At 32.0% G+C, this 25,257-nt stretch carries 23 protein-coding genes; 10 read left to right on the top strand and 13 right to left on the bottom strand.

Annotated features, from left to right (window positions below; translation table 11 throughout):
- Positions 1 to 7 precede the first annotated feature (7 nt).
- On the bottom strand, positions 8 to 1,258 hold the full coding sequence (locus ACQY6M_RS00405; RefSeq protein WP_428742721.1) for an exo-beta-N-acetylmuramidase NamZ family protein: 1,251 nt from the start codon (positions 1,256 to 1,258) through the stop codon (positions 8 to 10).
- A gap of 139 nt (positions 1,259 to 1,397) precedes the next feature.
- On the opposite strand from ACQY6M_RS00405, the gene ACQY6M_RS00400 reads away from it, so the two are divergent.
- On the top strand, positions 1,398 to 2,633 hold the full coding sequence (locus tag ACQY6M_RS00400) for an ABC transporter permease (RefSeq protein WP_428742720.1): 1,236 nt from the start codon (positions 1,398 to 1,400) through the stop codon (positions 2,631 to 2,633).
- 22 nt (positions 2,634 to 2,655) lie between these two features.
- Positions 2,656 to 4,017: a pyridoxal-phosphate dependent enzyme gene (locus ACQY6M_RS00395; protein WP_428742719.1), complete on the top strand. Its 1,362-nt coding sequence runs from the start codon at positions 2,656 to 2,658 to the stop codon at positions 4,015 to 4,017.
- Positions 4,018 to 4,254: 237 nt separating this feature from the next.
- Here ACQY6M_RS00395 and lipA read toward each other — a convergent pair whose 3' ends face one another.
- The 5 genes from lipA to ACQY6M_RS00370 form a co-directional block, all read right to left on the bottom strand.
- Complete coding sequence (gene lipA, locus ACQY6M_RS00390; RefSeq protein WP_428742718.1) at positions 4,255 to 5,124, bottom strand: lipoyl synthase; 870 nt, start codon at positions 5,122 to 5,124, stop codon at positions 4,255 to 4,257.
- A 38-nt stretch (positions 5,125 to 5,162) separates the two neighbouring features.
- Positions 5,163 to 6,383 (bottom strand): Nramp family divalent metal transporter, encoded by a 1,221-nt coding sequence (locus ACQY6M_RS00385; RefSeq protein WP_428742717.1) that lies wholly within the window; start codon positions 6,381 to 6,383, stop codon positions 5,163 to 5,165.
- A gap of 165 nt (positions 6,384 to 6,548) precedes the next feature.
- On the bottom strand, positions 6,549 to 7,112 hold the full coding sequence (locus ACQY6M_RS00380) for an RNA polymerase sigma factor (protein WP_428742716.1): 564 nt from the start codon (positions 7,110 to 7,112) through the stop codon (positions 6,549 to 6,551).
- On the bottom strand, positions 7,103 to 8,206 hold the full coding sequence (locus ACQY6M_RS00375; protein ID WP_428742715.1) for a glycosyltransferase: 1,104 nt from the start codon (positions 8,204 to 8,206) through the stop codon (positions 7,103 to 7,105). The genes ACQY6M_RS00380 and ACQY6M_RS00375 overlap by 10 nt, the downstream gene beginning before the upstream one ends.
- 32 nt (positions 8,207 to 8,238) lie before the next feature.
- Positions 8,239 to 8,442 (bottom strand): membrane or secreted protein, encoded by a 204-nt coding sequence (locus tag ACQY6M_RS00370; protein WP_428742714.1) that lies wholly within the window; start codon positions 8,440 to 8,442, stop codon positions 8,239 to 8,241.
- A 134-nt stretch (positions 8,443 to 8,576) separates the two neighbouring features.
- Between ACQY6M_RS00370 and aqpZ the strand changes: the two genes are divergently transcribed.
- Positions 8,577 to 9,263 carry an aquaporin Z gene (gene aqpZ, locus ACQY6M_RS00365; RefSeq protein WP_428742713.1) on the top strand — a complete coding sequence of 229 codons (687 nt, stop codon included), beginning with the start codon at positions 8,577 to 8,579 and terminating at the stop codon, positions 9,261 to 9,263.
- A gap of 45 nt (positions 9,264 to 9,308) precedes the next feature.
- Here the strand turns inward: aqpZ and murB are convergent, their stop codons facing one another.
- Both murB and ACQY6M_RS00355 read right to left on the bottom strand, forming a co-directional pair.
- Positions 9,309 to 10,319 carry a UDP-N-acetylmuramate dehydrogenase gene (gene murB, locus ACQY6M_RS00360; RefSeq protein ID WP_428742712.1) on the bottom strand — a complete coding sequence of 337 codons (1,011 nt, stop codon included), beginning with the start codon at positions 10,317 to 10,319 and terminating at the stop codon, positions 9,309 to 9,311.
- Positions 10,320 to 11,510 carry a pyridoxal phosphate-dependent aminotransferase gene (locus ACQY6M_RS00355; RefSeq protein WP_428742711.1) on the bottom strand — a complete coding sequence of 397 codons (1,191 nt, stop codon included), beginning with the start codon at positions 11,508 to 11,510 and terminating at the stop codon, positions 10,320 to 10,322. It lies immediately after the preceding gene.
- A 156-nt stretch (positions 11,511 to 11,666) separates the two neighbouring features.
- Between ACQY6M_RS00355 and ACQY6M_RS00350 the strand changes: the two genes are divergently transcribed.
- Positions 11,667 to 13,001 carry an aspartyl protease family protein gene (locus tag ACQY6M_RS00350; protein ID WP_428742710.1) on the top strand — a complete coding sequence of 445 codons (1,335 nt, stop codon included), beginning with the start codon at positions 11,667 to 11,669 and terminating at the stop codon, positions 12,999 to 13,001.
- Between the two features lie 49 nt (positions 13,002 to 13,050).
- Here ACQY6M_RS00350 and ACQY6M_RS00345 read toward each other — a convergent pair whose 3' ends face one another.
- Positions 13,051 to 13,458, bottom strand: coding sequence for a DUF1573 domain-containing protein (locus ACQY6M_RS00345; protein ID WP_428742709.1), 408 nt, complete (start codon positions 13,456 to 13,458; stop codon positions 13,051 to 13,053).
- A 186-nt stretch (positions 13,459 to 13,644) separates the two neighbouring features.
- On the opposite strand from ACQY6M_RS00345, the gene ACQY6M_RS00340 reads away from it, so the two are divergent.
- A complete protein-coding gene (locus tag ACQY6M_RS00340; protein ID WP_428742708.1) occupies positions 13,645 to 16,284 on the top strand; it encodes a valine--tRNA ligase in 2,640 nt (879 codons plus the stop codon).
- A gap of 76 nt (positions 16,285 to 16,360) precedes the next feature.
- On the opposite strand, the gene ACQY6M_RS00335 is transcribed toward ACQY6M_RS00340, so the two are convergent.
- The 4 genes from ACQY6M_RS00335 to ACQY6M_RS00320 are packed head-to-tail and all read right to left on the bottom strand — an operon-like array spanning position 16,361 to position 19,261.
- Entirely contained in the window at positions 16,361 to 17,089 is a 729-nt protein-coding gene (locus tag ACQY6M_RS00335) for a head GIN domain-containing protein (protein ID WP_428742707.1), read from the bottom strand.
- Positions 17,090 to 17,111: 22 nt separating this feature from the next.
- Entirely contained in the window at positions 17,112 to 18,158 is a 1,047-nt protein-coding gene (locus tag ACQY6M_RS00330) for a hypothetical protein (RefSeq protein WP_428742706.1), read from the bottom strand.
- A gap of 10 nt (positions 18,159 to 18,168) precedes the next feature.
- The gene (locus tag ACQY6M_RS00325) at positions 18,169 to 18,696 is read right to left on the bottom strand and encodes a hypothetical protein (protein WP_428742705.1); all 528 of its coding nucleotides are present in this window, start codon (positions 18,694 to 18,696) and stop codon (positions 18,169 to 18,171) included.
- Positions 18,686 to 19,261 carry an RNA polymerase sigma factor gene (locus ACQY6M_RS00320; RefSeq protein WP_428744897.1) on the bottom strand — a complete coding sequence of 192 codons (576 nt, stop codon included), beginning with the start codon at positions 19,259 to 19,261 and terminating at the stop codon, positions 18,686 to 18,688. Before ACQY6M_RS00320 ends, ACQY6M_RS00325 begins: the two co-directional genes overlap by 11 nt.
- Before the next feature lie 204 nt (positions 19,262 to 19,465).
- On the opposite strand from ACQY6M_RS00320, the gene ACQY6M_RS00315 reads away from it, so the two are divergent.
- The 5 genes from ACQY6M_RS00315 to ACQY6M_RS00295 all read left to right on the top strand — a co-directional run bounded on the left by ACQY6M_RS00315 (position 19,466) and on the right by ACQY6M_RS00295 (position 25,223).
- Positions 19,466 to 20,323, top strand: a complete 858-nt coding sequence (locus tag ACQY6M_RS00315; RefSeq protein ID WP_428742703.1) for a hydroxymethylglutaryl-CoA lyase — start codon at positions 19,466 to 19,468, stop codon at positions 20,321 to 20,323.
- A gap of 6 nt (positions 20,324 to 20,329) precedes the next feature.
- The gene (locus tag ACQY6M_RS00310) at positions 20,330 to 21,133 is read left to right on the top strand and encodes a hypothetical protein (RefSeq protein WP_428742702.1); all 804 of its coding nucleotides are present in this window, start codon (positions 20,330 to 20,332) and stop codon (positions 21,131 to 21,133) included.
- Positions 21,134 to 21,168: 35 nt separating this feature from the next.
- Positions 21,169 to 22,689, top strand: coding sequence for a bifunctional metallophosphatase/5'-nucleotidase (locus ACQY6M_RS00305; RefSeq protein ID WP_428742701.1), 1,521 nt, complete (start codon positions 21,169 to 21,171; stop codon positions 22,687 to 22,689).
- Positions 22,690 to 22,822: 133 nt separating this feature from the next.
- Positions 22,823 to 24,022, top strand: a complete 1,200-nt coding sequence (locus tag ACQY6M_RS00300; protein WP_428742700.1) for a DUF4856 domain-containing protein — start codon at positions 22,823 to 22,825, stop codon at positions 24,020 to 24,022.
- 97 nt (positions 24,023 to 24,119) lie between these two features.
- Complete coding sequence (locus tag ACQY6M_RS00295; protein WP_428742699.1) at positions 24,120 to 25,223, top strand: imelysin family protein; 1,104 nt, start codon at positions 24,120 to 24,122, stop codon at positions 25,221 to 25,223.
- Positions 25,224 to 25,257: the final 34 nt, after the last annotated feature.

The raw sequence follows: 25,257 nt of genomic DNA, 5'->3' as shown, positions 1-25,257 counted from the left end.
AGAATTACTATTCATATATTAAATACTGTTCACGTACTTTTTTAAAATCTTCTAGATTTTGTTGCCAGCTAGCTTTAATTTCTTCTTCTGAAAGGCCTTGTTCAATTTGTTCTTGTAGTTTTTTAGTTCCTGCTAGTTTGGTAAAAAAAGCATTAAAAAAGTCTTTTTTAGGAGATTGTTGGTAGGCTTTTACTAGCCAGCTAAGGTTTAGGTTAGATATGCGACCTGAGGCGCTTAAATCTTCTCCAAAACATGATTTTTTATTGTGTTTAGGTTGTTTAGCACCTTCGTTAGGTTGAGGTGTAAAATTAAAGGTTGTTTTTTCTAAAAAAGGAGAACCATACACTTGAAACTGTTTATCAGTTCCTCTTCCAACAGATACGTTAGTGCCTTCAAAAAAGCACAAACTAGGGTATAAGTTTATGGAAGTATCATTTGGTAGGTTGGGTGAAGGTTTTATAGGTAAACTGTATTGTGATTGATGGGTGTAATTTTCTAAAGGAATTACGGTTAAGTCACACTGAATACCGTTTGCTAGCCACTTTTCACCATTAATCATTTTACCGTATTCGCCAATAGTCATTCCATAAACAACAGGTACGGGGTGCATCCCTACAAAACTTTTATGCTCAGGTTCTAAGACAGGTCCGTCAATATAATGTCCATTAGGATTCGGTCTGTCAAGTAATATCACTCGGATTCCGAGTTCAGCACAAGCTTCCATTACATAATGTAATGTAGAAATGTAAGTATAAAAGCGAGCGCCCACATCTTGAATGTCAAAAACCACAATATCAATTCCATTCAATTGTTCAGGTGAAGGCTTTTTGTTTTTTCCATATAAAGAAATAATAGGAATTCCTGTTTTTACATCTTTTCCATCAGCTATCGCTTCACCAGCATCGGCTTTTCCACGAAAACCATGTTCAGGAGCAAAAACTTTTTGTACATGAATTCCTTCGTAATTATGTAAATAATCTACCAAGTGATGAGTTACTGTTTTAGATCCCATAACATTAGGAGCTACTTCAGCTCTTTGTAAGACTTGTAAAATAGAGGTCTGATTAGCAACAATGGCTATGTTTTTATTTTTTAAAAGAGGAAGGTATAAGGAAGTTCTGTCAGCTCCTGTTTTAATAGTTTGAGCTTGCTCTTTTTCTACTGTACTTTTTGTCGTTTTCTGTTGCTGTGCACAAGAAGAAAAATGAAAACAGGATACTAGAAAAAAAATAAAAATATAACTAAAAGAAAACTTCATATGCCTAAATAATTAATGCATAAAGTTACAGTTTTCTGTTTTTTAACAACAAAAAAAGTGAGGGAATTAAATCCTGAGTATTCTTCTTCTTTGAATCCATAAGAATTAATTACTTTTGGATTTGTAAAAATGTAAACATTTGAATTTCGAACTATTTATAGCAAAACGAATCATTGCTGGAAAACAGTATAAGAGCAGTATTTCATCACCAATTATTACCATAGCAACCATAGCAATAGCACTTGGTGTAGCTATTATGTTAATAGCGGTATCCATTACTTCTGGATTTCAAAAGAAAGTGAGGGATAAAATGACAGGATTTAAAGGGGATATTCAAATCGTGAATTACGATAATAACAATTCAGATGTTTCAACAGTTCCTATCGATATCAACCAAGAGTTTTACCCAAAATTTAAGAATATTGAAGGTATTCGTAAAGTACAACCTTTTGCTAACGTAGGGGGAATTATCAGAACTCCTACAGATTTTGAGGGGATTATTATGAAAGGAGTGTCGTCCGATTATGATTTCTCTTTTTTCAATGAATATTTAAAAGAAGGACGTTTGCCTAATTTTAATCAAGACAGAAATCGAGAAATTTTAATTTCAGAATCAATAGCTAACAGGTTACATTTTAAACTGAATGATACTATACAAACCTGGTTTGGTGCAGAAAATAGCAGTTTAAAATTCAAATCCAGAAAACCAGTAATTGTAGGTATATATAATACAGGTTTTGAGCAGTTTGATAAAATTATGTTGTTAGGTGATTTAAGAGAAGTGCAACAGATAAATCGTTGGGAGAATAATCAAGTAGGAGGTTTTGAAGTGTTAATTGACGATTTTGATCAGCTACGCGAAAAAGGAAATGAAGTGTATACAAGTATAGGTTCTACACTCAATAGTATTACAATTATAGATAATTATCCAGCTATTTTTGAATGGTTAAATCTGCTAGATAATAACGTGTGGTTTATTATTGGTATCATGGTGTTAGTCGCGGGGATTAACATGGTAACAGCTTTGTTAGTGTTGATTTTAGAACGTGTGCAAATGGTTGGAATACTTAAAGCTTTAGGAAGTGTAAATTGGAGTATCCGAAAGATATTTTTGTACAATGCCTCGTATTTAATTTTAAAAGGATTATTCTGGGGAAATCTAATAGGGTTAAGTCTTCTCTTAATTCAAAAATATAGCAAGTTAATAACATTAGATCCAGAGACGTATTATGTGTCTACCGTTCCAGTTGATATAAACTTATTCGCTATTTTATTGTTAAATGTGGGTACATTAGCTTTATGTTTTTTAATGTTGATTATACCTTCATATATCATTACTAAAATCCGTCCTTCAAAATCCATTCGATTTGCGTAATTTTGCTATAGATTTATAAGATATGAAGTACGCAAAAAATATATTAGAAACTATAGGTAACACACCTTTAGTAAGATTAAACTCTGTAACTAAAGAAGTTGATGCCTTGGTATTAGCCAAAGTAGAAACGTTTAATCCAGGAAACTCTGTAAAAGATCGTATGGCATTAAAGATGATTGAAGATGCTGAAGCAGATGGTCGTTTAAAGCCAGGAGGTACTATTATTGAAGGTACTTCAGGAAATACAGGAATGGGATTAGCGTTAGCTGCTATTGTAAAAGGGTACAAGTGTATTTTTGTAATTTCAGATAAGCAATCTAAAGAAAAAATGGATATCCTACGTGCGGTAGGAGCAGAGGTAGTTGTATGTCCTACGAATGTAGAGCCAGACGATCCTCGTTCATACTATTCTGTTTCTAAGCGTTTAGGAGAAGAAACACCTAATTCGTGGTACGTAAATCAGTATGATAATCCGTCAAATGCACAAGCACATTACGAGCAAACTGGACCAGAAATCTGGGAACAAACTGATGGTAAAATCACACACTTTGTAGTTGGAGTAGGAACAGGAGGAACTATTTCAGGTACTGCGAAGTATTTAAAAGAAAAGAACCCGAATATCAAAATTTGGGGAATTGATACGTACGGATCGGTATTTAAAAAATATCACGAAACAGGTATTTTTGATGAAAATGAGATTTATCCCTACATTACTGAAGGTATTGGGGAAGATATTTTACCTAAGAACGTTGATTTTTCATTGATTGATGGATTTACTAAGGTTACAGATAAAGATGCGGCTATTTATACACGTAAGATAGCGAAGGAAGAAGGTATTTTTGTAGGAAACTCGGCTGGTTCAGCAATTAAGGGATTGTTACAGTTGAAAGACGAGTTTAAACCAGATGATGTAGTGGTTGTATTATTTCACGATCACGGAAGTCGCTACGTAGGTAAAATGTTTAATGATGATTGGATGCGTGATAGAGGTTTCTTAGAAGAAGAAATTACCACAGCTGAGGATTTAATTAAAGATCATATTGATAAGCCATTGGTAACTGTTCAAACTGAAGAATTAGTGTCTCATGCGATTGAAAGAATGCGTGCATTTAAAATTTCACAAATACCAGTAAGAGATGTTAATGGGTTTGTTGGATCTGTAGATGAGTCTGTTTTGTTACGCAATTATATAGAAGATAAGGAAGTAGCACATAAGTCTATTAAAGAAGTAATGGGGAAAGAGTATCCAGTAGTAAAAAAATCTGCTTCTATAGAGGAGGTATCTAAATTGATTAATAAAGAAAATCAAGCCGTATTAGTAGATTTAGAAAATGGAAAGCACCATATCATTACTAAGTACGATATAATTAGAGCTATCAACTAAAATTTCTAGTTAATTAAGATAAAATCAAAAAGCCCACTCAAATTTGAGTGGGCTTTTGTTAATCAACTAATTCAAATAATTTACACAATGAAAACAATGTTACTTGTTTACAAAATATTGTTTCCAATATCTGTGCCAAAATTAAAAAGAAAAAACGCACAAACGTGCGTTTTTTAAATATTTGACATTTTTTTAACGTTAAACAGTTAAAAAGTTAAGGATTTTTTAAAGTTGAAATTAGCTAGCGTGTTTGTGAGCTTTGTAAGAAGAACGTACTAAAGCACCACTTTCCACATACATAAAGCCCATTTCTAAGCCTAAAGTTTCATATTTTTTGAATTGTTCAGGAGTTATGAATTCCTTAACGGGTAAGTGTTTTTTACTAGGTTGTAAATATTGACCGATGGTAATTACATCTAAACCTACATTACGTAAATCTTTCATAGTTTCAATTACTTCATCTTCAGTTTCGCCTAAACCAAGCATAATTCCAGATTTGGTACGCATTCCGTTATCTTTTAAGTATTTTAAAACACCTAAACTACGATCATATTTTGCTTGAATACGCACTTCGCGAGTTAAACGACGTACAGTTTCCATATTATGAGAAACTACTTCAGGAGCTACTTCAATAATACGATCTATCAATTTTTCGTTTCCTTGAAAATCTGGTATTAATGTTTCTAATGTAGTATTTGGATTGGCTCTACGGATGGCTTGTACAGTTTCTGCCCAAATAATTGAACCACCATCTTTTAAATCATCACGATCTACAGAAGTAATTACTGCATGTTTAATGTTCATTAACTTAATAGAGCGTGCAACTTTTTCAGGCTCGTCCCATTCAACAGTTTCAGGTCTTCCAGTTTTTACCCCGCAAAAGCCACAAGAACGTGTACAAATGTTACCTAAAATCATAAAGGTAGCGGTACCTTCTCCCCAACATTCACCCATGTTTGGACAGCTTCCACTAGTACAAATAGTGTTCAATTTGTATTTGTCAACCAATCCTCTAAGCTCTGTGTATTTTTTACCAACAGGTAATTTAACACGTAACCATTTAGGTTTTTTTGTTCTTTCTGTTGCTACTAAAGTTTCGTTTGCCATTCCATAAAAATTGAATTGCAAATTTACAAAGAAAAGATTTATAAACTAAGTAAAAACCAAATACTAAACCCAATCAAAAATACAATACCAGTAAAACTTAAAATGCGCAAGCCTAATTTAGGGCGATATTTTTCAGGGGTATGTTTTCCGGTAATTAAAATATAATTTAAGATAGCGTAGAATGGAGCTGTTAAAAACGATAAAACTGTTGCTATCCTCACTAGAAAAATCATGTCAGTTAAAAAATAATGAAGAATGATATAGGTACCCAGAGTTAAAAGCACAAGCCAAAACCAATAACCTAACTTCATTTTTTTAGAAAAGAGTAATGAAGATGATTTTTCCATAGCTCTAGGTGAAGCATCTAAAGTTGTAATGGTAGTACTAAACATGGTGGTAAATGCAGCTATTCCAATAAATACGGCAGAGAATTCTCCTAAATTTTTAGTATATAAGTTAATAAGTTGAGAAGCAAAAATAGTTCCTTTACTAGAAAACGATTCACCAGACTGATACATTACCAAAGCACCCAACATTACAAAACAAACACCTAAGGATAAGGCTCCAATATAACCAATATTAAAATCAAAAATAGCTTGTTTTGGTTTAATTTTTTCAAAAGTAGTTTTGTCCTTTTCAACCGACCATAGCGAATGCCAAATGGATATATCTAATGGAGCAGGCATCCACCCTAAAAAAGCAATTAAAAATGTTACCTGTGCTGTTCCGCTTGGAATTATTTGTTGATAGCTAAATCCTTTTTCGGTTTTAAACAAAGCAATACATACTGCAATAACTGTACTTACTGTTAGAATCGCAATGATGTATTTCATTAAGTTGTCTAGAAGCTTATATTTTCCTATACCTAAAAGAACAATACTAATGAACATGATAATTACTGACCAAATAACCAAATCGTGAGTAAGTCCAAAAAGATTGGAAGCTAAGCTAGCGGTAACAATAGTAACAGCTGCTTGAATGGTAAACATGGTAGCAAAGTTTAAGATAAAGTAAGTAATTAAAACACCTTTACCTAATTTTTTATAACCATCTAAAAGGGTTTCGCCGGTAGCAGTTGCATATCGAGGACCAAATTGAAAAAAGGGGTATTTAAAAATATGAACAATAAGAAGTGCCCAAAGTAATCCGAAACCAAAATCGGCTCCAGCTCTAGTAGATTGAACTAAATGTGAAACACCTATGGCAGCTCCTGCAAATAATAATCCAGGGCCCAATAAGCTTAGAAGGGATTTTTTCATGCGAGAGGAGAGCTTAAAAGTTTAAAATTTCTACATACGTTATAGTGAATTTCTCACCAATGCTTTTTTGCGTGTTTTTTAGAGAGAGCTCTTTTCTGTGTAGATATTTTCCGCTTGCATGAAACTGTAAAATCATAAAAACCTGAATTTTAATGGTTTTGCAATTTATGATTTCTTTATTATTTCAGCTAATAATTTTTTTGCACGTAGTAATTTTACCTTTACATTGTTTATAGGTTCGTCTATTTGCTCAGAAATTTCCTTATAACTAAGCTCTTGAAAGTAGCGAAGATTGATTACTTCTTGATATTTTGGTTTGAGCTTTTTTATGTTTTTTAGAAGCTTTGCTAAGTTTTGTTCTGTAATAATTTTATCCTCAGGAGAAGGAGCATCATCTACCACAGCATATACTTCTTTTTCTTGTTCTTCTGTGGTTTGAGTATAAATGGAAGATTTTTTCTTTCGAAGAAAATCGATGTATACATTTTTTGAAATGGTAATTAACCAAGTTTTAAACTGATAATTTTCATCAAAACTATCAATTTTATCAAAAGCTTTCGAAAAAGTTTGGATGGTAATATCTTCAGCATCATTATCATTTTGAGTTTGCTTCAACTGAAAAGCATATACACTTCCCCAAAAAGTATCTAACAAATAATTAAACGATATTTGATTTCCTTCTTTTGCTTGCTGAATATGGGTAAGTACTTTTTCTTTATTTATTTCCAATGTTTAGGTTTCGATATTTGATTTGATATAAATATAATGATTTGCAGTAATACTAAACAAATCTCAAGCAATGGTAGCAACAAAACTGTATTTCGTTCATGTAATTTAGTAGCTAACTTACCCATTACTATGTATTGCATAAGGTAATAGCTTAGTATTAAAGGTAAGACAATTTTCCAGTTAAGAAAAGTCATGAAAACGGCTAAAATATAAACTAGGAATTTTGTCAGTTTAAAGAAGTTTAATAGAAATTTGTGTTTTGGTTTGTATAATGAAAATAGAATTGAATCTTTTTTTTGTTGTGAAAACCATTCTTTAAAAGAAAGATGTTTGGTTGAACATACAAAACTATTAGGTGTAGTAGCAACTATGGTATTTTGGTCCGTAGCGGCATCTTTTAAAAATAAATCTCCTTCGCCCATAAAAAGAGTAAGGTGATTAATGTACCCATTTACTTTAAAAAACTCCTCTTTTGTATATGCTAAATTATGATTTGTAGCCTTATATGGAGCCCCAAATTTGGCGTAAGAAAAAGCTTGAATAGCATTTAATAAATGATCAAATCTAATAAGTAAATTACTAAATGATTTTTTCCTTCTTTTTAGTTTTTGATACCCTATAACTATGGTTTTTTCTTGAGAAAAATAACTGGTTATTTCATTGATCCAATTTTTTGATAGGGCTTTACTACTCACTTCAGTAAATAACAAATGCTCATGAGTTGCAGCTTTAACCCCTAAGGTTAAAGCATACTTTTTGTTTGCCCAAAAAGCTTCCGTATTTTCAACATTTACAACTTTAATATGAGAATATTCTTGTTGTAAGTTTTTTATAACTTCAAGAGTAGTGTCAGTTGAAGCATTATTAACCAAAACAATTTCAAAATTTGGATGCTTTTGTTTGATTACATTTTGAATGTATTCAGTTAAAATTCCTGCATTGTTTTTAACATAAACAATTACAGAAACAGGAATGTTTGTATTAGGTGGTTTGATTTCTTGCTTTTGAACAACAAAAAAAGAAAAAGATAAATAATATACTATTTGTATGGCCGTAACCACTACAAAAGTGTAGAACAGTATAGTAAATATCATAAAAAGGTTAAAAGGTTAGTTGAGTAAGGTGCTTAACTATGTTGAGGTTCGTTGCAAGTATCAAACTGATCTGGAGTTTTACCACAAAAACCACAAGCTTCACCACTTTCATTTAACATAGGGTTTTGACTTGCACAAGTACCTGCAAATTTACCATCTTTTTTTGCCCAAATTTTAATGGCAATTCCAGCAAAAGCTAAGGCTAATAATCCGATGGTAACTAAAACTAATTTCATGATGTGTTATTTTGTGCTACAAAGATACGAACTTCCCATTTTTTTTTAGAATTAATTATTGTAGATTTATAATGGTTTGACTTTTATTTGTTTAAGGGGCATAAGTAATAATCAACTAATCTAAAATTTTGAATATGAAAAAATACTTTGCTGAATTTTTCGGAACATTCTGGCTAGTTTTTGGCGGATGTGGTAGTGCTATTTTTGCTGCAGGTTTTCCTGACTTAGGTATAGGGTTTGCTGGGGTAGCCTTGGCTTTTGGTTTAACAGTGTTAACGATGGCATATGCCGTTGGACACATTTCTGGGGCGCATTTTAATCCCGCAGTAACCATTGGATTGTGGGTTGGAGGTAACCATACAGCTAAAGAAGTTATTCCTTATATCATTTCTCAACTAATAGGAGCGATTTTAGCAGCAGCCTGTTTGTATATAATTGTGACTAACAATAGCGGATTTGAATCTATTGGAGGTTTTGCGGCCAATGGTTACGGAGAATTTTCACCGGGAGGATATAACATGACAGCAGCTTTTATAACTGAGTTTTTATTAACCATGTTTTTCTTGCTAATTATTTTAGGAAGTATTCATAAAAACGCTCCAAAAGGTTTTGCACCAATAGCTATTGGTTTAGGGTTAACCTTAATCCACTTAATAAGCATTCCGATTACAAATACGTCGGTAAATCCTGCTCGTTCTATGAGTCAAGCATTGTTTGCTGGCGGAGGGTATTTATCGCAAGTATGGTTGTTTTGGGTAGCGCCAATTGCAGGAGCTGTTGTAGGAGGTTTTATTTATAAAATGTTATTTGATAAGGAATAGATGAAAAATAAAAAAGGAGGATAAAATTACCCTCCTTTTTGTTTATTATTGAATAACATTGACTTCGATTTCAAGGTCAATATTAAATTTGTCTTTTATTGTATTTTGAATGTTTTGTGCTAACTCGTAAATTTCTTTTCCTGTAGCGTTTCCATAATTCACCAATACGAGGGCTTGTTTTTCATGGACTCCATAATCGCCAAAACGCTTGCCTTTAAATCCACTTTGTTCAATTAGCCATCCAGCAGGAACTTTAATCTCTGTATCAGAAATTACATAACTAGGAATATTAGGAAATGCTGTTTGAAGCTTTTCAAAATGCTCTTTTGAAATCACAGGGTTTTTAAAGAAACTACCGCTGTTTCCTATTTTTTTAGGATCCGGTAACTTTGATTGACGGATGGCAATTACAGCATCAGAAACATCTTTAATAGTTGGATTTGTAATATCTTTTGAAGATAGCTCAGATTCAATAGCACCATAGGAAGTATTAAGTTTATGATTGTTTTTAGTGAGTTGAAAACTTACAGAAGTCAACACATATTTTCCTTTGGCTTTGTTTTTAAAGATAGAATTACGGTATCCAAACTGGCATTCTTCTGCAGAAAAAGAAACCAATTTTTGGGTTTCTTTTTCAATAGCTTCTACTTTTGTGATAGTGTCTTTTACTTCTACTCCGTAGGCTCCAATATTTTGAATAGGGCAAGTACCTACATTTCCAGGAATTAGAGATAAGTTTTCCAACCCTCCATAACCTTGAGAAACACACCACAACACAAACTCGTGCCAATTTTCACCAGCATTTACAGTTAGGTGTATATCATTGTGATTTTCTCTATCGATAGAAATTCCTTTGATATCAATATGTACAACTAAGGTATCAATGTCTTTGGTAAGTAACATGTTACTTCCACCTGAAATTAAAAAGATATTTTTTTCTTCTTTTAAAAGCTGTTGTAGTTGATATACTGAGGTGATAGAAACAAAACGTTTGGCATTAACATTAATACCAAACGTGTTGTACTCTTTTAAAGATATGTTTTCTTGAATATTCAATTAACTATTGTATTGTTTTAAAGCAAGTTTTAATATTTCAACTGAACGTTTTAAATCTGTTTTGTTTAAAACATAGGCAATACGAACTTGGTTTTTTCCTTCACCTTCGGTAGAATAAAATCCGCTTGCAGGTGCAACCATTACCGTTTCGTTATTATCGTTGAAATTTTCTAAAATCCATTGTGCAAAATCATCACTGTCCTTTACAGGTAATTCGGCAACACAATAGAAAGCTCCTTTAGGATTAGCAACTTTTACACCTTCTATTTTTTGTAATTCAGAAATTAAGGTGTTTCTACGATCTTCGTATTCTTCAATAACTTCATCAAAATAACTTTGAGGAGTTTCTAAAGCAGCTTCACTGGCAATTAAAGCATAGGTTGGTGGACTTAAACGCGCTTGAGCAAATTTAATAGCCGTTCCAATAAATTCTTCATTTTTAGAAACAATACAACCTATTCTTGCACCACACATACTATAACGCTTCGATACAGAATCAATCATAATAGCGTTTTGCTCTAAACCTTCTAAAGCCATTACCGAATTGTGTTTTTCACCATCGTAAGTAAACTCACGGTATACTTCATCAGCAATTAAAAATAAATCGTGTTTTAATACAATTTGCTTTAGTTTTTCAATTTCTTCTTGACTGTATAAATATCCTGTAGGATTTCCTGGGTTACAGATTAAAATTGCTTTAGTTTTTGGAGTAATCAATTTCTCAAAATCTTCAATAGCAGGTAACGCAAAGTTATCTTCAATTTTAGAAATCACAGGAACTACTTTTACACCAGAAGCTGTAGAGAATCCATTGTAATTAGCATAAAATGGCTCAGGAATAATAATTTCATCTCCTGGATCTGTAATACTACCAATGGTAAATAATAAAGCTTCTGAACCTCCAGTAGTTGCAATAATATTATTAGCTGTAACATGGATGTCGTTTTTGGCATAGTAATTAGCAAGTTTTGTTCTGTATTCTTCAGAACCTTCTGATCTTGCGTATGATAAAACTTCAATAGTGTTATTTTTAACAGCGTCTAAAGCTACTTGTGGAGTTTTGATGTCTGGTTGCCCAATATTTAAATGATAAACCTTTGTTCCGTTCTTTTTTGCAGCCTCAGCAAAAGGAACCAATTTACGAATTGGTGATTGAGGCATGGCATTTCCTTTATTAGAAATAGATGGCATCTTGTATTATAATTAGTTGTTTGATTGGCAAATTTGCGAAATATATTTGATAAAACTAGGGTGTTTTTAAGGAAAAAGAGGGTTAAAAAAATCACAAAAAAATGAAAATCTAAAAGGAAGGTTGTATATTGAGGTATAAACTTAAAACACTATTCTTTGAAGAAATTATTACCATATTTTTTTACTTTTTTTATAAGTACTTATGTTTTTTCGCAACAAAATTTTCAGTTTTTTGGTAAAAACACTGAAAAACAATCGTTAAAGTTTCAGATGATAAACAACTTGATAGTGATTCCTTTGGAGATTAATGGAAGTCAATTGTCATTTATTTTAGATACAGGAGTGAATAAAACAATTTTATTTAACCTTACATCAAAAGACAGTATAGGTTTAAATGATATAAAAAAAGTGTCTATCAGAGGCTTGGGGAGTGGAGAACCTGTAGAGGCTTTGTTGTCTAGAAATAATACTTTTAGAATTAAAGATATAATAAGTTCTAATCAAGATTTATATGTTATTCTAAAGGATGCCTTCGATATTTCTGCTAAAATGGGAATTACAATACATGGTATTATTGGTTATGATTTGTTGAAAGATATAATTGTTAAAATTAATTATGCAAACAAAAGAATAGATTTTTATAATCCTAGAACCTATGATAAATCTGTTTGTGGTAAGTGTGTGAGTTTTCCCTTACAGTTTTACAGAAATAAACCTTATATTGATGTCAAAGTACAGGTTGATGAACTTTCGGAGAAAATGATACCAGTTAAATTGTTGGTGGATACAGGAGGAAGTGATGCTATTTGGGTGTTTGAAGGTACTAAAAAAGAGTTAAAAACACCTCGAAAATTTTTTAAAGATATAGTAGGAGAAGGATTTAGCGGAACTATTTATGGAAATAGAAGTAGGATTCAGAAAATATCAATAGGAAAATTTCATATAAAAGAACCAACAGCATCTTTTTTAGACTCATCATCAACATTTAATGCAAGGAAGTTTAAAGAAAGAAATGGAAGTATTGGAGGAGAAATTTTAAAGCGTTTTAAAGTTTGGATAGATTATCCTAATGAGAGAATTATATTAAAGAAGAATGCTTCATTAAAAAAGGGATTTTATTATAATATGAGTGGGTTACATATTGTACATGATGGACAAGAGTTGGTTAAAGAAAAGTCAATGACTAAAGTTGTTGATAGTTATAATAATGACACGCAACAAAAAAATGTTATTTCGTTTATAGATAGTTATTTTTATCGTTTTAAACCAAAATATAAAATAGATAAAATTGTACTAAATTCACCTGCATCGAGGGCTGGACTTATGGTAGGTGATATTATAAAAAAAATTAATGGAAAGGCTGCTCACGAATACCATTTGGGTGAGATTGTAGACATGTTTCATACTGAACCTAATAGGAAAATTAAAATAGAAGTAGAAAGAGCAGGAGTTAAACTAAAGTTTGAGTTTAGATTGGAAAGAAGAATATAAAAAAGCTCAACTTTTTTAGTTGAGCTTTTTTTATATTAAGTAATATAGATTAGCTGTTGCTATTCATCATACTTTTTTCTTTAGCAGGAGCTGCGTCTTTTACAATAAAACCTTTAATTTTAAGCATTTTTCTTTCTTTCTTAGCGTTAGAAATTACAGTAATAGCTTTAGAAAAACCTCCAGGTCTTTTTGTGTCATATGAAACTTCAATTTGTCCTTTTTCTCCTGGCATAATTGGTTTTTCTGGTTTTTTAGGAACAGTACAACCACAAGTAGATTTTACATCTTTAATAATTAAAGGAGCATCACCTACATTGGTAAATTCAAATACACGTTTTCCTTCAGAACCAAGAGCTATTTTTCCGTAGTCAATAGTTTCAGTTTCAAATTTAAATTCTTGAGCACTTACTGTTAATGTAATAAAACAAACAGCTAAAAATGATAAAATTGTTTTCATAATGTTTAAGATTAATTTTGGGGTAAAACCGTTACAAATTTAGTATTATTTATTTAAGTTCTTAAAAAAACAACTTCTAATTTTCCGTACCTCATAGATAGTTGTATTTTTGCTAATCGAATTTCAAAAATAATGCCAAAGGTTAAATAGTGTTAAATTATTAACCGTAAAGATATATACAAACATATGAATATTCCATCAAAATACAATTCTAAAGAAGTAGAAGGTAAGTGGTACGATTACTGGATGAAACATAATTATTTTCATTCTGAAGTAGATGAAAGAGAACCATACACAATAGTAATACCACCACCAAATGTCACAGGAGTATTACATATGGGACATATGTTAAATAATACGATTCAAGATGTATTAATTCGTAGAGCTCGTTTGCAAGGAAAAAATGCATGTTGGGTTCCAGGTACTGATCATGCTTCGATTGCTACTGAAGCAAAAGTAGTAGCAAAGTTAAAAGAACAGGGAATTGATAAAAACGATTTAACTCGTGAAGAGTTTTTAGAACATGCTTGGGAATGGAAACATGAGTATGGAGGAATTATCCTTGATCAATTAAAAAAGTTAGGAGCTTCTTGTGATTGGGAGCGTACTGCATTTACGATGGATCCTTCGTTGTCAGAATCGGTAATTAAAGTATTTGTAGACTTATATAACAAAGGATTAATTTATCGTGGATATCGTATGGTAAATTGGGATCCTGAAGCAAAGACAACACTTTCTGATGAAGAAGTAATTTACGAAGAGCGTCAAGGAAATTTATACTATTTACAGTACGATATTGTTGGTTCTGACGAAAAAGTAACCATTGCAACTACGCGTCCTGAAACTATTTTAGGAGATACAGCTATTTGTATCAATCCGAATGATGAGCGTTTTGCTCATTTAAAAGGAAAGAAAGCAATTGTACCTTTATGTAATAGAGAAATCCCGATTATAGAAGATGAATATGTAGATGTTGAATTTGGTACAGGTTGTTTAAAAGTAACACCTGCCCATGATGAAAACGATAAGGTTTTAGGAGATAAGCACAATTTAGAAGTAATTGATATTTTTAATGAAGATGCTAGCTTAAACTCATTCGGGTTGCATTACGAAGGAAAAGACCGTTTTGTAGTTCGTAAAGAAATTACAAAAGAACTGGAAGAGAAAGGTTACTTAGTTAAAACAGAAGTTCATATAAATAAAGTAGGAACTTCAGAAAGAACTAAAGCGGTAATAGAACCAAGGTTATCAGATCAATGGTTCTTAAAAATGGAAGAGTTGGTAAAGCCAGCTATCGAAGCTGTGCTAGGTGAAGAGAGAGAGGTGAAGTTGTTCCCAAGAAAATTTGAAAATACATACCGTCACTGGATGGAAAACATTCGTGACTGGAATATCTCACGTCAATTATGGTGGGGTCAACAAATTCCTGCTTATTACTACGGAGACGGAAAAGAAGATTTTGTAGTTGCTGAGAATATTGAGGATGCAGTTAAATTGTCTCAAGAAAAAACAGGGAACTCTTCGTTGTTAGCATCTGACTTAAAACAAGACCCTGACGCGTTAGATACATGGTTCTCTTCTTGGTTATGGCCAATGAGTGTTTTTGACGGAATTCGCAATCCTGAGAATGAAGAAATCAAGTATTACTATCCAACTAACGATTTAGTAACGGGTCCAGATATTTTATTCTTTTGGGTAGCTCGTATGATTATTGCTGGATATGAATATAAAGGAGAGCGTCCGTTTGAAAATGTATACTTAACAGGGTTAGTTCGTGATAAGCAACGTAGAAAAATGAGTAAATCCTTAGGGAACTCACCAGATGCTTTAAAATTAATTGAAGATTTTGGAGCTGATGGAGTGCGTGTTGGATTGTTATTAAGTTCAGCAGCTGGAAATGATTTGCTATTTGACGAAGATTTATGTCAACAAGGTAAAGGATTTGCGAATAAGATATGGAATACCTTCCGTTTAATTAAAGGATGGGAAGTTGATGAAAATTTAGCACAACCAGAAACAGCTAAAATAGGATTATCTTGGTATGAGTCTAAGTTTAATAAAGTGATGTCAGAAATTGAAGATCATTTTAGTAAGTATCGTTTATCAGACGCATTGATGGCTATTTACAAATTAATTACTGATGATTTTTCGTCTTGGTTATTAGAAATTGTAAAACCAGGGTACCAACAGCCGATAGATGCTAAAACGTACAAAGCTGTAATAGAGGTGTTAGAAAACAACTTAAAAGTATTACACCCTTTTATGCCTTTCTTAACAGAAGAAATTTGGCAACATATTACTGAAAGAACTCCAGAAGATGCGCTAATTATAGCTAAATATCCTGTCGTTGGAGAAGTGAATGAAGAACTGATTACCAATTTTGAATTCATGACTGATGTGGTTTCAGGAATTAGAACGATTAGAAAAGATAAAAATATTTCGTTTAAGGACGCTATTGAATTAGCTGTGGTAAATAACGAAAACTATACTAAAGATTTTGATGCGGTAATTCAAAAGTTAACCAATGCTACTGAAGTTACTTATGTATCAGATAAAGTAGAAGGAGCTGCTTCATTCCGTGTGAAGTCAAACGAATATTTTGTTCCAATTTCATTAGATACGATTGATGTTGAAGCGGAAATTGAAAAACTAAATGGAGAGTTAAAACGTGCAGAAGGTTTCTTAATAGGGATTCAGAAGAAGTTATCTAATGAGCGATTTGTAAGTAATGCGCCTGAGCAAGTAATTACTTTAGAACGTAAAAAAGAATCAGATACCTTAGCCAAAATTGAAACAATTAAAGCGAGTTTAGCTTCGTTGCAATAGGTTAATGACTAGTAGAGTAAATAAAAAAATCCGCTGTTTTAAATAGCGGATTTTTTTATAATTGTTTTTTGGAGTTTTAGTTTCTGTCTATCACATCTCCTGATCCTACAGAGTCACTGTCAATATGTGAAGGTTTTCCTTTATAGTATACACTTCCTGAACCTACTATTGAAGCTTTAATCTTGTTACTTACAGAGGTTTGTACATCTCCTGATCCAGCAATACTAGCTTTTAGTGAGCTGGTATTTAAATCGTAAGCTTTTACATTTCCAGATCCAGCAATTGAACATTTAAGATTGTCTGTTTTTCCTTTTAATTTAATATTTCCTGAACCTCCAATTGATGTTTTTACAGTATTAGCATCTACGCTTGCCGTAATATTCCCTGAACCTCCCACACCAAAAGAAACTTCATCAGCTTTTATGCGTTTTTCTACTGTTACATTTCCAGATCCTCCTAAAGCAACACCTTCAATACTTTCAAAAGGAACAGTAACTACTAGTTTTTTTGTTGTACTAATATTGGTGTTTTCTTTAAAATGAATGTTTAAACTTCCATTTTTTACTTCAGTTTCAATGTATTTTAAAACGTTTTCTTCACCTTCAAGAGTCAACTTTCCCTCAGTTCCATCAATTAAATTAACATCAAAAGAACCTCCAACGCTTACTTTGTCAAACGATTTAATGGTACGTGTTTGTGTAATGACATTTCCATTCCCTTTAATTTTTTTAGAGCCCCACCAGCTTTGTGCTTGAGATTGAACACCGAAACTAAGTGCGAATAATACAATTGCTAATTTTTTCATGATATTATAATTTGTAAGTTGGTTAATCATTTAATTTTAAAGAGACTCCTCCGTACCTAGATTTTATAGTTATAGTAGAGTTGGTTTTTCCTTTACCAAAGGTGCCTTCGTAATACTTTTTGGATGATTTTTGGATACTCTTAAATACTTCTACTTGATTTTCAGGGTATCCAAACCCAGCATATCCTAAGTCAACTGTGAAATTAAAGTTATTGTCACTATTTGTGCCTAGTTTTATACCTGCATAACTACCATCAATAGTAATGCTGTCAAATCCTTTTAAAATATCTTGAACTCTAACACTTCCATAATCAGTATCAATTTTTAAAGTCTTTTTTAGAGTTCCTATTTTAATACTTGCGTAGTCTGAATTACCAGTAATACTAGAAACATCATCAGCAGAGATACTTCCGTAATCACTATTAAAAGTAACATCGCCAGCTGTACCAATTCTTACTGTAGAATAATCGGAGTTAACTCTTAAAATATTTGATTTATTAACGTTTATCTTAGAATAATCTGCATTAAGATTTCCTGATTTGATAAAGTTAATTTCAGAAGAACTACAATAATCTATGTTAATATTGTTAAAATCATTTAATAGTTGATCTATTTGAATTTTACCATAACCACAACTAATATTTGATTTACCTTCTAGTTTATCTAATTCAATATTACCGTATTTGTTGTTTAAATCAGCATTATTGGTAACAGGCATTTTTACAAAATAATTAATTTTATAATTAGTGTTATTATTGCCCCACCAAGACCAAGAAGATTTGGTGTCTTCAATAATTGTACGTGCTTCAACTAAACTTGAAGTAGCCTCAAATCGAACATCAATATCTTTTAATTTACGTTCTACAGCAGATAAATCATCACCTTTTACAGTTATCTTGACATCGATTACAATACGATTTTCATTCCATGTAGTTACGTTTACATTACCATACTTATTATTAATGTATAAAGTGGCATTTTTGTTAACGTTGAATGTTTTATTAATGGTTTTGCTTTTTTCGTGCTTTTTGTCATTTGCTATAATAATACCAGGTATTAATATGAACAAAAAAAGTAGTTTATATAATTTCATCATCCTTTAATTCTAATTTTGCTGGGTTCTGTTGTTGTTCTAATTGTAAGAGAAGTCTTTCTAAAACATCTAATCGTTGTTGATAGTTTTGTATCATTTCTCGTATGATTTGATGCTTATTTTCTCGTTTTGATAATTCTTTTAAAAGAGAATCATATTGGTCCTCTAACTCCTCAATCTCATTTAAAGAATCTTCAATAATGGTTTCCGTTTCAATATTTCTGTATTGTTCAACTTCTTTTAACTCTTGATTAATAGTTGTAACGAAAAAGTTCTGAGCTTCTGCCATTTTGGGTGAAACATCGGCTAAATCGTAAGTCTTTTTTTGCTGGTAACTACCAAGGTAGAAACCTAAAACTAATACAATTGATGCTGCTGCACTCATCCAAAAAATAGGAGTCTTCTTCTTTTTTGGTTGTTGAAGTCTGCGCTCAAAACGATTTAAATGCCCTTGATGAGGTTCAAAAACATCGAAATCATTTTCTTTAAAAAACTGATGTAGTTTATCCTCCATATACTTGTGTTTTATTAGTATCGCTAATCAATACTTGTTTTAACTTCTTTTTTGCTCTCGATATTGTTGTACGTACATTTTCATTTGTATAATTCAATATTTGAGCAATTTCATCATAATCATAGCCTTCAATTAAGTTTAAAGTCAATGCAATTCTGTAATTATCCTTTAAACTTTGTAAACAGTTTAAAACTCTTTTTACTTCTAGAGAGCTGTAATCTATTTCTACATCTTCAATTTCATAGTTCGGAATCACATCCATTTTTACTTCGTCGTAACGAGTCACTTTTTTTAGTTGCGTTAAACTCTTATTAATAACAATTCGTTTTAACCAAGCTCCAAAAGTAACTTCACCTTTAAAAGAATTTAATTTTGTGAAAGCAGTTAAAAAAGCTTCTTGAATTAAATCCTCAGCTTCGAATTCATCTTTTAAAATACGATAGGACGTATTGTACATAGCTTTATAGTAGCTCTCGTACAACTGCATTTGTGCAGTGCTATCGTTTTTCTTACAGCGTTCGATTAGTTGGTTTATATGTGTTGTATGCGACTCCAAAGAAATCATTCTATACTAGAGACAATTTAACTTTTAAATTGTGACAGTTTATTTCAATAAAAATAATTTTTTTATAGTAAAAGGGAAGTGATTATTTTGTTTTTATGTGTAAATTATTGAAATATAGTTAATTGTGTGTGAAAGGGTAATTGTGTTCTTTAAGAAGAGATTGTAGATTAAAAAAAGTAAATCAAAATATGTATATTTGGCACAATGGTTAACAGTGTTAAAATTATTGAATGCCCAAGGGATGCAATGCAAGGAATTAAAAGCCATTTTATTCCTACTGAGGCTAAGGCGACATATATCAATTCACTGTTAAAAGTGGGATTTGATACGATAGATTTTGGAAGTTTTGTATCACCAAAAGCAATTCCTCAAATGAAAGATACTGCAGAGGTTTTGTCTAAGTTAGATTTGTCGTCTACAACAAGTAAACTTTTAGCAATTGTGGCCAATGTGAGAGGAGCGAATGACGCTTCTCAATTTGAAGAAATTGATTATTTAGGGTATCCATTTTCAATTTCTGAAAATTTTCAAATGCGTAACACGCATAAAACAATAGAACAGTCTATTGATACGTTAAAAGAAGTTCTAGCTATAGCTAATAGAACAAATAAAGAAGTAGTAGCTTATTTATCAATGGGGTTTGGAAACCCTTACGGTGATCCTTGGAATGTTGAGATAGTAGGTGATTGGACAGAGAAGTTGTCTAAATTAGGAGTTAAAATCTTATCTTTGTCAGATACAATTGGAAGTTCAACTCCAGAAGACATCGATTATTTATTTTCAAATTTAATTCCTAGGTATCCTCAAATAGAGTTTGGAGCTCATTTACATACAACACCAACTAAATGGCACGAAAAAGTTGATAGTGCATTTAAAGCAGGGTGTCGTCGTTTTGATGGGGCAATAAAAGGATACGGAGGTTGTCCGATGGCAAAAGATGAATTGACAGGGAATATGCCTACCGAAAAGCTACTGTCTTACTTTACAGCAAATAAAGTAGAAACTAATATTAAACCTATGAGTTTTGAGAGTGCTTATAATAAGGCACTAGAAATTTTTTAGTACATAATGAATTTAAAAATTATATCACTTTTTTTCTTACTATCAACTTTTTACCAGTCGACAAGTGGTGAAAGGATAGGGGCTTGGAATATAAAAAATGGTATAGTTGAGAAGAAACAGGCGAAAAATGATAAACTCGCAGCTTATTATTGGAATGAGTTTAATAGAATTTTTCCGCAAGAACTGACCCAAAAGTATATCAAGCGTATTGTTTTAATGACCGATGGAATTGATGAAAAGACTGGAGCTTTAGTTGCCCTAAGCTCAAAGAATGATAAATGGCAGTTAGAAATTGACATTAAGGATGTAAACTTTGAAACTAAGGATAAGAGAAGATTACATGAGTCTGTTTATACATTAGTTCATGAATTTGGGCATTTACTAACGTTAAATAGAACTCAAATAAGACCTACTGATAAAAACTTACAAGATGAAGGAGAACTGTATTTAACGCAAGAAGGAGAAGCTTATAGAAAGAGTTATATCAATAAGTTTGTTAACTTATTTTGGAAAGGAGCTTTGTTAAATCGTTGGGATTATATACAAAGAGAGTATTGTTATACAGAAGCTAATTGTGTTGAAAAATTATACGATTTGTATCAAAACAATAGAACAGAATTTTTAACAGATTACGCGGCAGAAAGTCCAGAAGAAGACATTGTAGAAAGTTGGACGGCTTTTGTGTTAAGACCTAGGATTAGAAAGCCAAGAACTATTGCTCACAAAAAAATAAACTTCTTTTATCAATTCCCAGAGCTAGTAGAGTATCGTAAAATGATACGCCAAAACACACGTCAATATCTTCATTAGAATTTGTAGATTTGTTTTGTTAAAAAACTAATTTAATGAAACAATTTAGAGTTCTATTACTACTTATCAGCACAACTTTTTTTGTTAGTTGTGGAATTTCAAACCAATCTAATTCTAATACAAAAACCCACTTTACAATTATTCAATTGAATGATGTGTATGAAATAGCACCTATTCAAGGAGGTAAATATGGAGGAATGGCTAGGGTAGAGACTGTTCATCAAAACTTATTGAAAGAAAATAAAAATACAATGCTAGTTTTAGCAGGAGATTTCTTGTCTCCATCTTTATTAGGGACAATAAAATATAATGGAGAACGTGTTCGGGGTAAACAGATGGTAGAGGTTATGAATGCAATGAATTTTGATGTAATGGCCTTTGGAAACCATGAATTTGATTTAAGTTATACTCATTTACAAGATAGATTAAATGAAAGCAAGTTTGAATGGATCTCAGCTAACGTTTTACATAATGAAAATGGAAAGCATTCTTATTTTTATAAGGTTGTAGATGGAAAGAAAAGAAGTCTACAAGATTCTTACATAAAAGAGTTTGAAACCCCTGAAGGAACAAAATTAAAAGTTGGGTTTATAAGTGTTTGCATACCATCAAACCCGAAAAGCTATGTGTATTACGGAGATATGTATGAGGAAATTAAGCGCTCGTACAATGAAATTAAGAATAAGGTAGATATTGTTATTGGACTTACGCATGCATCGTTAGCTCAAGATAAAAAAATAGCAGAGATGTTACCTAATGTTCCTTTAATAATGGGAGGACATGAGCATACGAATAGTTACGATAAAGTTGGTAATGTGGTAATAACCAAAGCTGATGCTAATGCAAAATCGACCTACATACATCGTTTTGAATATGATTCAAAAACAAAAGAAGTTCAGTTCAAATCAGAATTAAAAGAAATTAACAATCAAATACCTTTTGATAAAAAAGTTGATACTGTCGTTAATAAATGGAACGTGGTTTTACAAAATAAGATCAAAGAAGTAGTACCTGAGCCATACAAAGTAGTTTATAAAGCCAAAGCACCTTTAGATGCTAGAGAGAATACGATTAGAGGTGTTCAAACAAATATGGGTGAGATTATAGCAGCATCTATGAGTTTTGCTTATAATAATGAAGTAGACTGTGCTCTAGTAAATGGCGGTTCAGTAAGAATTGATGATGTTTTAAAAGGAGATGTAAATGCAATTGATATTTTTAGAGTACTTCCGTATGGTGGTAAAGTTTTAAAAGTTGATATTAAAGGAACTTTGTTAAAAAAAGTTTTAGATTTTGGGTTAGAGGCTGCAGGTACAGGAGCATACTTACAACGTTATAATGCTGAGAGAGTTGGAGATGAATGGATGATTAAAAAACAAAAAATTCAAGAAGACAAAACCTATGTTGTAGCCTTTTCAGACTATTTATTAAGAGGTCTTGATATTCCAATTCTTTCAGATAAGAGTTCAGGAGTGCTTCATATTTATGAGCCTAAGCAAGATGAAATAGCTTATGATATAAGAAAAGCAGTAGTTAATTATTTAGAGGTTAAATAGCTAAGTGTTTTGTATTTAATTGTTTAGAGGTGAGTGTTGGAAATTATTTAAAATAAGTCTTAATAAGATTTGCATGATTGATTTTCTTATATAAATTTGCAGGAAATTTTATTAAAACTTAATCTAAATAAAGATGAAAAAAATAATTCTTTCAGTATTAACTGTATCTTCATTAGCATTAGTATCTTGTTCTAATGGTGATGAGCCAATAGTTTCAGTTAAAGCACCAGCTACATACGTGTTTGAAAGAGATGGTGGTTCTACAGTAAGCTTCTCAGGACAAACAACACGTATTCAAATGGCAACTGAGTTAGTTGCTGGATTGAAAGATCAGACTAAAACAGAAGCAGATTTAGACAAAATGTTTGCTCACGTTGGAGGTGATGCTGATTTTTCTGATGTAGCATTAAACGCTTCAGGGAAAAATGTACGTAGTAAAATTGCAGCTTCAGCTGATTTTTACTCAGCAAATACAACTGAGTCTAACGAAATTAAAGCTGAATTTGACGCTTGGATTAAAGAACAAGTAGATGTAGTATTTCCTAATTGGAATACAGATGCGGTTGCAGGAACAGCAGGTAAACTACAACAAAACGGAGGAGGTTCAATAAGATACATCAACGATAAAGGAGTTGAGGTGAACCAAATTTTTGCTAAAGGTGTAATAGGAGGTTTAATGGTAGATCAAATATTGAACAACTATTTAAGTACTGCTGTTTTAGATGCAGGAGATAACGTAGCAAATAACAATGCGGGGACAGTTGAAGCTGGTCAGAACTATACTACAATGGAGCATAAATGGGATGAGGCTTATGGTTACTTATACGGTAACGAGGCAAATCCAGCAGAGCCTGTGTTAGATGCAGATAGCTTTTTAAGTGAGTACTTAGACCGTGTTAATGCTGATGCTGATTTTGCAGGAATTGCTCAAGATATTTATGAGGCATTTAAATTAGGTAGAGCAGCAATCGTAGCGAAAGAGTACGAAGTACGTGACGAACAAGTTGCCATTATCCGTGAGAAAATTTCTGAAGTAATTGCTGTAAGAGGAGTTTATTACTTACAACAAGGTAAAAATACATGGGCAACTGATAAAGCTGCTGCTTTCCATGCTATTTCAGAAGGTTTAGGTTTTGTGTATAGCTTACAATTTACACGTAAAAACAATGCTAACGAATCTTATTTCACTAAAGCTGAGGTAGATGGTTTATTGAACAATTTATTAGGAACTGGAAATGGATTGTGGGAAGATACAACTCCTGCAACTTTAGATGCAGTTTCAGAAGCTATCGCAGCTAAGTTTAATTTTACTGTTGCACAAGCAGGTAGCTAGACAGCAAAAAAAATAATAATTATTACTAAAAAGTAGCTATGATTTCATAGCTACTTTTTATATTTGCATTTGTTTATTTAGAATAAATAGAAATAAGATGATTAAAAAAGTTTTACCTTTTATATTACTTGCAGCTTTAGTGTATGCATGTAGTTCTGATAGTTCAGATAACCCATCACCAACTGATAATTTTGATAGAGGAGCAATGCTTACTCATTTAGCTGATAATATTATCGTTCCAGCATTCCAAGAGTTTGATGGTAAGTTAGCAACATTACAATCAAAAGTAACTTCTTTTACAGATGCTCCAAATACAACAACTTTAACTCAAGTGCGTGCAGCATGGTTAGATGCTTATAAAGCATGGCAACATGTAGAGATGTTCAATATAGGGAAAGCAGAAGAAATAGGAATGGTATATTATTTTAATATTTACCCAGTTACTGTAGCTGATATAGAATATAATATTACTCAAGGAACGTACGATTTAAGCAGTCCTAATAATCACGATGCACAAGGTTTTCCTGCTTTAGACTATATGTTTTATGGAGTGGCGGAGAATGATACTGCTATCTTAGCTAAATATACTACAGATGCAAAAGCAGCGAACTACAAAAAATATGTAACAGATGTTGTAGCTAAAATGAGAGAGTTAATGACAGTAATTGTTAATGATTGGAATGGAAGCTATTTGACACAGTTTGTTTCTTCTACAGCTAATACAGCAACTTCATCGTTAAATAAACTAGTGAACGATTATGTTTACGCCTATGAAAAAGGATTAAGAGCTAATAAATTTGGAATTCCAGCAGGAGTATTTTCAGCTACTTCATTACCAGAAAAAGTTGAGGGATATTACAGTAAAGCTTATTCTAAAGCGTTAGCATTAGAGGCATTAAATGCAGCTCAGGACTTTTTTAATGGAAATAATTTTGGAAGAACTGGTTCAGGAGTTAGTCTTAAAAGCTATTTGATTTACTTGGAAAGAAATGATTTGGTAAATTTAATAAACAATCAATTCGGTGTTGCTAAGAATCAAATCAGTACATTGAATGATGATTTTTACCAACAAATAAATACAGATAATACTCAAATGACAAAAGCATTTGATGAGTTACAAAAAGTAGTTTTATATCTAAAGGTTGATATGCTACAAGCTTTTAATGTAAGTGTGGATTATGCTGATGCCGACGGAGATTAGTCATTAAAAAATAAAATCAAAAAGCTGCTTGTAT

Origin of the sequence: Tenacibaculum sp., assembly GCF_050290165.1 — a bacterium.
Lineage (GTDB): Bacteria > Bacteroidota > Bacteroidia > Flavobacteriales > Flavobacteriaceae > Polaribacter.
This window is presented reverse-complemented; position numbering and strand designations above follow the sequence as displayed.